Annotated in this window: 11 protein-coding genes; 3 read left to right on the top strand and 8 right to left on the bottom strand. The window is 38.5% G+C overall.

Annotated elements, in window-relative coordinates; all coding sequences use genetic code 11:
* Positions 1-216: 216 nt before the first annotated feature.
* Both U0M88_RS08965 and U0M88_RS08960 read right to left on the bottom strand, forming a co-directional pair.
* Positions 217-1,119: a putative manganese transporter gene (locus U0M88_RS08965; RefSeq protein ID WP_168966834.1), complete on the bottom strand. Its 903-nt coding sequence runs from the start codon at positions 1,117-1,119 to the stop codon at positions 217-219.
* 71 nt (positions 1,120-1,190) lie between these two features.
* Complete coding sequence (locus tag U0M88_RS08960; protein ID WP_181965597.1) at positions 1,191-2,324, bottom strand: AI-2E family transporter; 1,134 nt, start codon at positions 2,322-2,324, stop codon at positions 1,191-1,193.
* Between the two features lie 95 nt (positions 2,325-2,419).
* Between U0M88_RS08960 and U0M88_RS08955 the strand changes: the two genes are divergently transcribed.
* The 3 genes from U0M88_RS08955 to tpx all read left to right on the top strand — a co-directional run bounded on the left by U0M88_RS08955 (position 2,420) and on the right by tpx (position 4,574).
* Positions 2,420-3,139, top strand: a complete 720-nt coding sequence (locus U0M88_RS08955) for a TrmH family RNA methyltransferase (protein WP_117446141.1) — start codon at positions 2,420-2,422, stop codon at positions 3,137-3,139.
* A gap of 3 nt (positions 3,140-3,142) precedes the next feature.
* Positions 3,143-4,009, top strand: coding sequence for a DUF4438 domain-containing protein (locus tag U0M88_RS08950; RefSeq protein ID WP_331869588.1), 867 nt, complete (start codon positions 3,143-3,145; stop codon positions 4,007-4,009).
* An 85-nt stretch (positions 4,010-4,094) separates the two neighbouring features.
* On the top strand, positions 4,095-4,574 hold the full coding sequence (gene tpx, locus U0M88_RS08945) for a thiol peroxidase (protein ID WP_331869587.1): 480 nt from the start codon (positions 4,095-4,097) through the stop codon (positions 4,572-4,574).
* 66 nt (positions 4,575-4,640) lie between these two features.
* Here tpx and U0M88_RS08940 read toward each other — a convergent pair whose 3' ends face one another.
* From U0M88_RS08940 to U0M88_RS08915, 6 genes are all read right to left on the bottom strand, one after another.
* Complete coding sequence (locus tag U0M88_RS08940; RefSeq protein WP_117446138.1) at positions 4,641-5,348, bottom strand: Bax inhibitor-1/YccA family protein; 708 nt, start codon at positions 5,346-5,348, stop codon at positions 4,641-4,643.
* An 11-nt stretch (positions 5,349-5,359) separates the two neighbouring features.
* Positions 5,360-7,054: a hypothetical protein gene (locus U0M88_RS08935; RefSeq protein ID WP_117446137.1), complete on the bottom strand. Its 1,695-nt coding sequence runs from the start codon at positions 7,052-7,054 to the stop codon at positions 5,360-5,362.
* Between the two features lie 132 nt (positions 7,055-7,186).
* Positions 7,187-8,890 (bottom strand): proline--tRNA ligase, encoded by a 1,704-nt coding sequence (locus tag U0M88_RS08930; RefSeq protein ID WP_117446136.1) that lies wholly within the window; start codon positions 8,888-8,890, stop codon positions 7,187-7,189.
* A gap of 31 nt (positions 8,891-8,921) precedes the next feature.
* Positions 8,922-10,145, bottom strand: coding sequence for a peptidase U32 family protein (locus tag U0M88_RS08925; protein WP_331869586.1), 1,224 nt, complete (start codon positions 10,143-10,145; stop codon positions 8,922-8,924).
* Entirely contained in the window at positions 10,138-10,980 is an 843-nt protein-coding gene (locus tag U0M88_RS08920; RefSeq protein ID WP_117446134.1) for a peptidase U32 family protein, read from the bottom strand. Before U0M88_RS08920 ends, U0M88_RS08925 begins: the two co-directional genes overlap by 8 nt.
* Before the next feature lie 109 nt (positions 10,981-11,089).
* Positions 11,090-11,292: hypothetical protein (locus tag U0M88_RS08915; protein WP_331869585.1), on the bottom strand; the 203-nt coding region annotated here is incomplete at its 5' end.

The raw sequence follows: 11,292 nt of genomic DNA, 5'->3' as shown, positions 1-11,292 counted from the left end.
CAATAAATACCATATTCCTGAGAGAGCTCTGCTGCACTTTTCTCTCCATCTAGATATTGTTTGCAGATACATACCTTCATATCAGCAGATAATTTTGGCTTTCTTCCCATAGAAAAATCCCACCTCCATAGATACACGTTTGTTTATTTATTTCGTGTGTCCACTTTAGTGGGATCATATCATTTTCACATGTCTTCTCAGATTCAAGTTCATTTTTTAGAACTGTATCAAATTCTCGAGAATAAAGAATCCCATTCCGAATAAAACCGCTACAATCAGTAAGATCGCAATAATGCGAAATACCATTTTCTTATTTTCATTATAGCGAATCAATACCACAAGTCCCAAACCTGCATTTGTGATCAGTCCGGCTAATAAAGAACCAAACTGCAGTTGTCCGGTCATATAAAGCTGTGATAATACAACTGTAGCTGCACAATTTGGAATAAAACCAAAGATAGCTGCCAATATCGGCTGAAGGAATGATTTGGACAAAAGAATCGTACTTAAATTTTCTTCACCGATCCATTCAATCAATAAGGTCAATACAAAGCTTGTCGCAAAGATAAATACAAAAATTTTAAATGATCGAATAAGTGCACTGATATAGATCGGATATTCCGGATAACAACAAGGACAGGCGGAACCATCCTGTTCTTCTTCAAAGTCTTCCTGTTCAGGCTCCTCTTCCATATCTTCAAAATAGACAACTTTTTGATGGCGATAAAGTACATGATCTACAAAGTAGCCGATCACAACCGCAATCACAAATTTGAGCACTAATAAAAGACCTAAAGTCGAATATAAAGAAGGATTGCTTAAAAGGATAGGTATGGCTTCATCACTTGTCGCAATCATCACGGCTAACAATGAACCTAATGTGATATTTCTTTGTACAAACAACATGGCTGCCAGAATACTGAAACCACATTGTGGCAACAAGCCTACAATAGCGCCGACTAAAGGCCCATATTTTTGTAAACCAAAAAATATCTTTTCGTCCCTGTTATTGTTTCGTCTTTCAAATACTTCCAGGATCATGTAAGTAATCAAAAGAAAAGGAAACATCATCCATGTATCTTCCAGTGTATGTTCAAGGGTATGTACAAAAAAATCCATAGTTTCACCTCACAGAGATTAAATTATACAAATACCTTTTAAAAAAATCCAGTGAAATGAAAATAGAACTGTTAATCAACAGTTCCCTTTTTATCCGTAATATGAATGTGTTTTTGCGCAAGACGACTTTTTGAGAAATCTCGTATCCCAGCATACAACAAGGCAAATACAGGCACACCTAAGAACATTCCGACCACGCCGCCGATACCGCCGCCAATCGTAACTGAAAATAAAATCCAGAATCCGGAAATTCCTAACTGATCACCTAATACGATCGGTTTGATCACGTTGCCATCAATCTGCTGCAGGATCAAAATAAAAATCGCAAAGATCAACGCATAGATCGGATCAATCAAAAGTAACAGTACAATTACCGGGATAGCGCCAATAAACGGCCCAAAAACCGGAATCACATTGGTCACGCCCACCACAAATCCAATCATTGGAGCATAAGGAATTTGTAGAAGTGAAACCCCAATATAACAGCTGACACCGATAATTGAAGAATCAATAATGCTTCCGACAATGTATTTTTCAAAGACGAGCTTGGCATCTTCTGTCCATGCGGTGATAAAGTTGGCCATAGATTTATCAAACAAGGCATAATTCAACTTTTTCAAGCCTCGTACCAGACTTTCTTTATCCAATAAGATGTAAAAAGCACTCACTAAAGCCAGGATAAAATTGATAATCAAACGAATCACATTGTATGAATAATTGGCAATTTCCGGAAGATATCGAGTCAGTGTCGAAGTCACAGTATTGAAGAGATCCGTTTCGTTTAACGCTCTTTCAATATCCTGTCCCGAAATATTCAATTGTTTCCCTAAACTTGTCGCATAATCCATTAAATTGCCCCAATACGATTTAAAGTTATCCGCAAACTGCATGGAAGAATCAATCAAACTTGGAATAATGGTTCCAAAAAATAAGACAATCAAACATAGAAACAAGATAAAAGATAATATGATTGACAGTAATCGTTTATTATTTTGTTTCAAATTTGTATTTCCAAACAGCTTTCTTTCAAACCATTTTGAAGGTTTATGCAGTAAAAAGGCTAGAAAAATTCCTAATAAAAATGGGGATCCGATTGATAAGATGAATTGAATAAAGTCAACGACTCGATCAAAAAACAGAAAAAACATGGCAATCAATACCGCAATGGATAAAGAGCCTCCATATACAAACATTCTTTTTTTCATTTCTTCTGTTATACGAAAATTCAATTTGATCACCCGCTTACATTTCAAAATTTTATCATATAGATTTAATTTCGGAAAGGCCTTATAATAAGACCATGGAACTTTTATTTGAAGGAAAAATCTCGGTGAAGGCTATACTGGAAAATCAAAAGCGCGATATTTTTCAAGTCATTATGGAACAAGGAAAACGCAATAAAGATTTTGGTTATGTCTATTATCTGGCCAAACAAAGAAACATTACTGTTTCCTATCAAACAAAAGAAGAGATACAAACCATGGCCAGCTCTTCTACCCATGGTGGTCTGCTTGTAAAAGCCGGTGTACAGCATCATCCAGGTTTGCCGGATCATTCACTATCTGGGTTTTTATGTCATATCGATGGGATTGAAGATCCTTATAATCTGGGCAGTATTTGTCGATCTTTATATGCAGCTGGATGCAATGGTTTGATTTTGATGGAAAGAGACTGGTCTAAGGTCGAACCGTTAATCTTAAAGGCCAGTGCCGGTGCTTTTGAGCATCTAAGCATCTACTGGATCCAAAAAGAAGAAGATTTGATCTATTATTTAAAACAACACGCAATACCTCTTGTAATGGCGCATCGAAAGGATGCCATATCTTTATATGACTATACCTTTCCTGAGAATTTTTGTTTAGCTTTAGGTGGCGCGTTACGTGGTATCAGTGCACAGCTGGCCAAACATTCCACGCAAAACATTTTTTTAGAATATGGAAGAGACTGTCGTTATGCGTTGGATACGGCAAGTACAGTTAGTGCATTTGGATTTGAAATCGTTAGACAAAGGAGGAAATAAGTTATGCGAATCAATCGTGACAAATTAGTAAAAATTGCCGTCAACGGACAGGTCGATCATCCTCGTATGAAAGGCTTTCGTGTTGGCTATGACGGAAAAGGCAGAATGCCAATTGGTACCGGTGGTATTACTTACTCTCATGCCATTGGTGATCCTTGCATGGGATTAGCCGGTGATCATGTAGAGCCCGGCATCTCACTAGCCAATCCATCCAATGGAGAAAATCATGCCTTGGAAACATTTGCCTGTGTAGGTAATGAAGCACGTATCATCAACGGGCCACAAAAAGGTAAGAAAGGCTATGTATCGGGAACTCACGGCGGTATCGATCATACGATGATCTGTTTTGACAAAAAGATCCTGGAGGAAATGGATGGCAATGAAACCATATTGGTCAAAGCTTATGGCCAAGGTTTAAAGCTTTTAAATCATGAAGACATTTATATGATGAACATCGATCCGGATTTATTAGAAGCTATGCCTATCGAAGAAACCGATAAAGGGATCACCTTCCCTGTTGTTACAGTTGTTCCGGCCTTTTTGATGGGTTCCGGTCTTGGAAGCAATACCATGATGGAAGGCGATTACGATATCATGACCCAGGATAAAGAAGCCAATGAAGCCTATGGCCTTAACGACCTTCGCTTTGGTGATTTTGTCGCCATCTTAGATCATGATAATGAATACGGTCCGCACTATTTAAAAGGAAGTATCAGTGTCGGTGTGATCGTACACAGTGATTCTTATACAAGCGGACATGGTCCAGGGGTTTGTGTGATTGCCACCAGCAAGACAGGAAGCATCCAACCGGTTGTTACAAAGGATGCCAACTTAAAAACATATATGAAAAATTTAAAGCGCAAAGGATAACTTTTGTGCTTTTTCTTTGAGCATTTCAATAGGATTTCTACCCGGGACATGTTACGATGAAGTCAGTAAAAAGGAGATCATACATATGACAACATTTAAAGGAAATGAAGTAACATTAGTTGGCGCACCTCTTGTTGAAGGAAGTGAAATGCCTGCATTTACATTTGTAGATAAGGATTTAAATACAGTTGACAGCACAACTTTAAAAGGAAAACGTGTATTCTTAAGCGTTCCAAGCATTGATACCAGTGTTTGTTCGATGGAAGTCGCAAAGTTTATGAATTCACTTAAGGATAGAGACGATGTCACAGTGGTATCCCTTTCCATGGACTTACCATTTGCTCTGGATCGCTGGTGCCAGGCCAAAAGCAATGACAAAGTCATCATGGGAAGTGACTACAAAGGACAAAACTTTGCCAAGGTCAGTGGAACCTTGATCGAAGAATTGGGCTTGTTGACAAGAGCTGTCTTTGTCGTTGATGAAAACAATAAGCTGGTTCACGTTGAATATTGTGCCGAAGTAGCCAGTGAACCAGACTACAATAAAGTATTAGAAGTGCTTTAATGTAAAAGGAAGGGCAATCCTTCCTTTTTATTTGCACAAAAAAGAAGAGCTTTTTTTTGCTCTTCTCTAATCTTTTGAACTTCCCATTCCCAACAATTGAAGAATGTATAAGAAGATGTTAATGAAATCCAAATATAACTCTAATGCAAAATAAATGGATAACTTTTCTCTGGAAACGATTGATCCATCATTGAACGTCATGATCTTATTCATACGCTGTATATCCCATACCGTAATCCCGGTAAAAAGAAGCAGACCTACAAGGCACATAAAACGAGTATCCATTCCAATATGAAATATGGATAAAAGTACTTGTGAAATGATCATGGCAATCAAACCGGTAAAACAAATCGATCCAATGCGCGACATATCTTTCTTTGTTGTTAGGCCAATAAACACTAAACAGAGAAAATAGAGGGCCGCTACCAAAAACGCAACAAAGATAACACCTTCTGAATACGCATAGAAAATGGATGTCATGCTGAAACCGAGGGTTAAAGAATACAACAGAAATAAAATTTTCATAGTGGCAGCAGACGTATTTCTTGCCAATTGTGAAGAAAATACAACAACTAGAACGATCTGCGCAAGCAACAATCCAAAAGCTAAGAATGGACTACGTTCGATGATGGCTAAAAATGTACCACTTCGATACAAACCAAAAGATACTGCAGCGGTCACCATCAAACCAATAGCCATCCAAAGATAGCTGTTTAATACGGATTTTTTTACTTCATTTTGTGAATAAAACGAAGCTTCATAATCTTGATACATATGATCATCTCCTATTTTTTGATGAACTCAAGCAATTCTTTAGCGGCAATATCTAAACCTTTACGATTTGCACGGTCAAATCCTAAATGAGTATAGATTTCCCCGACAAACACGCCGTTGTCTTTCATGCACTGGAACATTTTATCAATCAGCGGTTCACAAAGCTCCTGTTTCTGCATAGGTCCAAATGGGTTGGCAAAATACGTTGTAGAAATACCAACTTCCTGCGTTGTTCCCAATGCCATACGTTTTCCCTGCTTACAAGTTTCTTTAACATCCTCGATTGGACGCTGTTTTAGACCATATTCATCCGTATAGTTATTGGCATACGCAAATAAATCGATCGTATGATTATGTACTACAACACGATATGGGCTTGCCGGTACAACCATACGAGCATTTGGATTTTCCGGTCCCATGATGACAGCGCGGTCCATATCACGATATGGTGTTCCCGGATCTAGGTCATCCAATCGAACAAAGGCACCGATTTCTGTTCCCTGTCCATAAGGTACACCATCTTCAACATGAATCGTACCCATATCATCAAATACAACTTCAATATCACGGATGATATCGTGTCCAACAGCTTTCAGTGCTTCAATGGATTCTGACTTACCAGCACCGGAATCTCCCATCAACATCAAACCTTTTCTTCTGCCATCATTTAATGTAATGTTGACAAAAGCTCCGTGGATTGGCAGCCATCCTCTTTGCATCATCGCAAGGTTATGTAATGTCAAACACATTTTCTTCAAATATCCAAAATACTCTACACGTGGATGATCACTGATGCATCCTACCCAGATATCATTCGCTTCATCGTGATAGAACTGTGTTTCATTGCGATCATCCGGATTTCCATAAATACAGATCAAATCCGGTTTCTGTTCTGATTCTTCGCGGCTGGCCAATTCGAATAAGTTGGCCATACTTAAAGCCGATGCAATATATTTTGTATTGAAATATACAAAGCACAATAGTTTTCCGACTTTACATGGGAAACAGAACCATTCTTCCGGATCACCCGCAAAATATGTGATTGGGTTTGTATCCGTTTCATTGATCACACCTTCACGCTTGCTGGATTTCGGATGCAGGATCATTGGTGTACGAAGCATAACAGTATCAATGACCGGAATGTCCATCAATGCTTCATATTTAGGATCCCATAAATTTTTATGACGATATACAGAGAAACATGCATTAGTACCGGCCTGCGCCTGACGATACACTACGTTTCTTCTATGCATGGCACGTTCTTCAAATAAACGGTATGTACGCAAGAAAAGTGAATTGACGGCAGAATCTCTTGCGACCAAAGTATTGACACCAAAGCCATCAATGTTTTCACTGGACATCACCGCAAAACGCTGCAGATCTCGCCATGATTTATAAATCTCTTCAATGGTATCCAACAGATGTTTTTCATCCAATGCATAATCATTGCGAATCTCATCCATTTTAAACACCGACAACAAACGAAGGAAATGAGTAAATTCTGCAGCAGCTTCCTGCGAATCGTATTTTCCATCCTGTGTCAGATATTTATACAAGTCCACATTTTTTTCCTTTTGACTGGAAATAAAATATTGAATATAAACCTGAAATGTTTTACTGGCTAAAAATTCCTGACGATCTTTCGGATACGCCTTGTTGTAATTTAAAATCACCTGGTTATTGCTGATACTAATCTTTTTTTCCATTCTAAGTCCTCCTAATAGGGTAATTTTAACCTAACTGTTAGGAAAAGTAAATCTCAAAAAATGGATGTAACCGTTTTCTTGAAAGATTCTTACATATTTTGAAACAATTTGCACAAAAAAAAGGATGAGTCATTACTCACCCTGATTTGTATAGATCGCATCAATCTTTGCTTTAATATCGTCTAAGGAGATTTCTGTTTTCTCACCGTTGGCTCTTGTGACAAATTCAACATTGCCATTTTGAATACCACGTCCAACTGTAATTCGATACGGAATACCAATCAGTTCCATATCTTTAAATTTAACCCCCGGACGCTCATTGCGATCATCCAAGAGCACATCATATTTTTTAGATCGACAATACTCATAAAGCTCATTGGCAATAGAAACTTGTTGTTCATCCTTTGCGCTGACCGGTACGATGGCCAGTCTAAACGGAGCAATCTCGGTAGGCCAGATGATACCAGATGCATCATTGTGTTGTTCAACAACAGCAGCCATACAACGCTCTAAGCCAATACCGTAGCTTCCCATCCATACCGGCTGTAGCTGATTATTGGCATCGGTATATAACAGATTCATGGAAGTTGAGTATTTTGTTCCCAGCTTAAAGAGGTTCCCTACTTCAATACCATGCTGGAAGGTTAATTTCTTTCCACAAACCGGACAGATATCGCCTTCCTTGACCTGACATAGATCAGCTACTTTCACATAATCAAAATCCTTGATATTGACATTTTCAATATGGTGGTCTGTCTTATTGGCACCCACGATAAAGTTTTTCTTATGAAGAATCTGGCGATCCAGATACACCGGACAATCAATACCGATTGGACCGGCAAATCCTACCTTGGCATGCGTCACCTTCTCTACATCCTCAAAGGAAGCAAGCTCCATCTCGTTGGCACCCAACAGTTTTAAAACTTTCGTTTCGTTAAGCTCACGATCGCCTGGGATACAGAACGCAACAATCTTTCCATCGACATTATAAATCAGGGTCTTAACAAAATCATTGGCTTCTTTTCCAAAGAAGGCTGCGACTTCTTCAATGGTTTTCGCATTCGGTGTCTCCATCAAATGCATTTCTTTTTCTTTTTCCTGACTTTCTTCCGTCGTATCGATGACTTCTGTAATTTCAAGATTGCTGGAAAAATCACAACCCTCACAACCTACGATAGTATCTTCGCCAATGCTGGAAATGGCCTGGTACTCTTCCGATAAAAGGCCACCCATAGCCCCTGTATCGGCTTTAACAATCTTATATTCTAAACCTAAACGATCAAAAATGCGGCAATAAGCATCATACATCTTCTGGTAGGCTTCATCCAATCCTTTTTCATCGATGTCAAATGTATATGCATCTTTCATGATAAATTCACGAACACGGATCAATCCATAACGAGGACGTGTCTCGTCTCGATACTTTGTCTGAATCTGATACAGATTGTATGGATAATCTTTATACGATTTTCCGTTCATACTTGCCGCAACCGCAAACAATTCTTCATGGGTTGGACCTAATACATAACGCTTCATATACCGGTCGTTTAATGAAAACATGTTGGATCCAAACGCATCTCTTCGACCAGACTGCACATACACATCTTCCGGAATCAAAGCCGGCATCAAGAGTTCCTGTGCCCCTTTGGCATCCATTTCTTCACGAATGATGTTTTCAATTTTCGCCAATACCTTTTTCCCCATCGGCATGATCATATAAATACCGTTGGAAGTTTTTTTGATCATTCCGGCACGTACTAACAAATTACTAGAAATACTATCTTCATCTTTTGCATTTTCACGCAATGTATAGAAGAAACTTTGACTCAATTTCATGATATCCCTCTTTTCAGCTTGTTCTATTTTCTCATAATCCGTCTTTAGACACAACACGAATCTTACGGATCATCGCATTTTTTTCGATAGGACCTTCCCATTTGGTCTTAACGATCTGCATTGGTTGCTTACACACAGCTAAAGGTATATCATTTTCATCATAGATTTCTTTGACCTCAACCAATGTGCTTGAAATATTTGGACCAAAGATTTCTAATGTTTGATTTGGTAAGAAATGATTCTTTACCTGTAAAGTTGCGATTTGTGAAGAGGCATCATAATCAAGGACAATCGCCACATATTCTTGGGTCACCGTCTCATCATGATCTTGATACAGCTGCACCTTATAACCTGGCAAGCCTTGATAAAAGCCTGGACCCGTCGGGCGGTTTTCCGCCTTGGCAATTTCTCTTTTGGCATACGCCAAATCCTCTTGGGAAGCATATCCTTTTTCATAAATACGGTCGATCAAAGTACGATAACTGCTGACAACGGTTGCCAGATAATAAGCACTTTTCATGCGACCTTCAATCTTCAAAGAAGCAACCCCCATTTTTATAAAGGCTTCGATTTGATCTACGGCCTGTAAATCCTTACTGGACATACTAAACAGATTGTTGGGATCACTTAATTCATGATCGCTGTCCATTAAATGATATTTCCACCGACAGCTTTGCGCACAGCCGCCACGATTGGCATCGCGTAAGGTCATATGATTACTCAAGACACAGCGACCGCTAAAAGAAATACACATGCCACCATGAATAAAAACTTCGATTGGTAAAATATTTTTTTTACAGATGGCTTCGATCTGATCCATTTGGCATTCTCTTCCCAATACCACACGATCCATGCCCTTTTCTTTCCAAAAGGCAACCGCATTGGAGTTTGTGGAAGAATGCTGTGTTGAAATATGTACTTCATAATGACAGCCCAATTCTTTGGCCTTCATCATGATAGCCGGTGAACAGACAATGATCGCATGAACACCGATCTGATCCAGGGCCAACAAATAGTCGTCCAGACCGTGCAGGTCTTCCTCATGCGGCAGCATATTCACCGTAACATGCACATGCGCCCCTCTTTCGTTGGCAAAATCCACCAGTTCCTTCATTTCTTCCAAAGAGAAATTACTGGCACGAGATCGTAAGGAAAATTGTTTTCCTCCAATATAAACCGCATCCGCACCATATAAAATCGCAATTTTTGCCTTTTCCAGATTTCCTGCAGGAGCCAGTAATTCAATCTTATTCATGGCTATCCTCCTTCTTTTTCATGGTCGTCTGATAATACCAGTGGTTAGATCCCGGTACATCTGTTTGATTTTGATAGGCATTTAATACATGAATCGTCCAATCATCATCCATAAAAATAGAGTCAATTCGGAAGCGATATAATCCATGCTCTTTCAAAACAGGCAGCTCCTTCTGACTTTGAATCGGTGCTTCACTAAAAATATGAGTACCATAATCATCTTCTACGATTGGCATTCGATCCTGACGTGTCGATTCTATCAAATCTAATACCTTTTTGTGCCCTTTTTCGTTTGACTTAATCGCATCCAGATAATTAGTGACCAACATTCTTCTGGAATACAAAATTGAGAAATAACCAGAAATCAAAATTTCTACTTCTTTATTTTGTTCTGTCATTTGTAAGATCTCTTCTAAAGAACATTCATGTGCTAGTGAAACGGATTGAATCCCTAACTCCAAATAAAACGCAATGTCCATATGATTGGTAATTAATGTCTCCGGTTGATAAATCAACAAAGATTCCATCCCCTGTTTCTGTGCCTCATAGAAGACACCTTCATCACTATAGTAGATACCATCCACCCCGGCTTCTTTGCATGTCTTTAAAAACTCTGTTAACAAGTTTAATTCATCTTCCATAAAAAAACGTAAGGCATTCACATACAATTTTAAATTCAGTGCATGACACTGTAAAACAACTTCTTTTAAATCTCTAAGAGAAATAGTAAGACTTTGTCGAATGGAAAAATCTTCTACACCAATGATAATCGCATCAGCACCAGCCTCTTTTAATTTTTTAATATTTTTTAAATCATGTATCGTTACAATAAACATGAGCATACTCCTTTACAGTATTCTTAGTGTATCATAAAAAGTCGTTCCCAGCTAAAAAAGCACTCCATAGAAAAAAAGGTAAAGAGCACTTTCACTCTTTACCTAGCTGTTATTGGAGATCATAACGATCATTATTCATCACTTTTACCCAGGCTTTCACAAAGTCGTTGACAAATTTTTCTTTGTTGTCATCTTGGGCATAGAATTCACAATAGGAACGTAAAATAGAATTGGAACCAAAGACTAAGTCAACACGAGAAGCCCTGTACTTTTCCTGATTGTTTTCTCTTGAAATAATCTGATATGTACCAT

The sequence above is a fragment of the Faecalicoccus sp. genome, from assembly GCF_036552745.1.
Taxonomy (GTDB): domain Bacteria; phylum Bacillota_I; class Bacilli_A; order Erysipelotrichales; family Erysipelotrichaceae; genus Faecalicoccus.
Note: the sequence above shows the minus strand (reverse complement) of the source record. Positions and strands in the feature narration are given on the sequence as shown.

Coding starts and splice junctions, on each gene's coding strand:
- U0M88_RS08965 (WP_168966834.1), bottom strand. CDS start 1,119: ATGGATTTTTTTGTACATACCCTTGAACATACACTGGAAGATACATGG.
- U0M88_RS08960 (WP_181965597.1), bottom strand. CDS start 2,324: ATGAAAAAAAGAATGTTTGTATATGGAGGCTCTTTATCCATTGCGGTA.
- U0M88_RS08955 (WP_117446141.1), top strand. CDS start 2,420: ATGGAACTTTTATTTGAAGGAAAAATCTCGGTGAAGGCTATACTGGAA.
- U0M88_RS08950 (WP_331869588.1), top strand. CDS start 3,143: ATGCGAATCAATCGTGACAAATTAGTAAAAATTGCCGTCAACGGACAG.
- tpx (WP_331869587.1), top strand. CDS start 4,095: ATGACAACATTTAAAGGAAATGAAGTAACATTAGTTGGCGCACCTCTT.
- U0M88_RS08940 (WP_117446138.1), bottom strand. CDS start 5,348: ATGTATCAAGATTATGAAGCTTCGTTTTATTCACAAAATGAAGTAAAA.
- U0M88_RS08935 (WP_117446137.1), bottom strand. CDS start 7,054: ATGGAAAAAAAGATTAGTATCAGCAATAACCAGGTGATTTTAAATTAC.
- U0M88_RS08930 (WP_117446136.1), bottom strand. CDS start 8,890: ATGAAATTGAGTCAAAGTTTCTTCTATACATTGCGTGAAAATGCAAAA.
- U0M88_RS08925 (WP_331869586.1), bottom strand. CDS start 10,145: ATGAATAAGATTGAATTACTGGCTCCTGCAGGAAATCTGGAAAAGGCA.
- U0M88_RS08920 (WP_117446134.1), bottom strand. CDS start 10,980: ATGTTTATTGTAACGATACATGATTTAAAAAATATTAAAAAATTAAAA.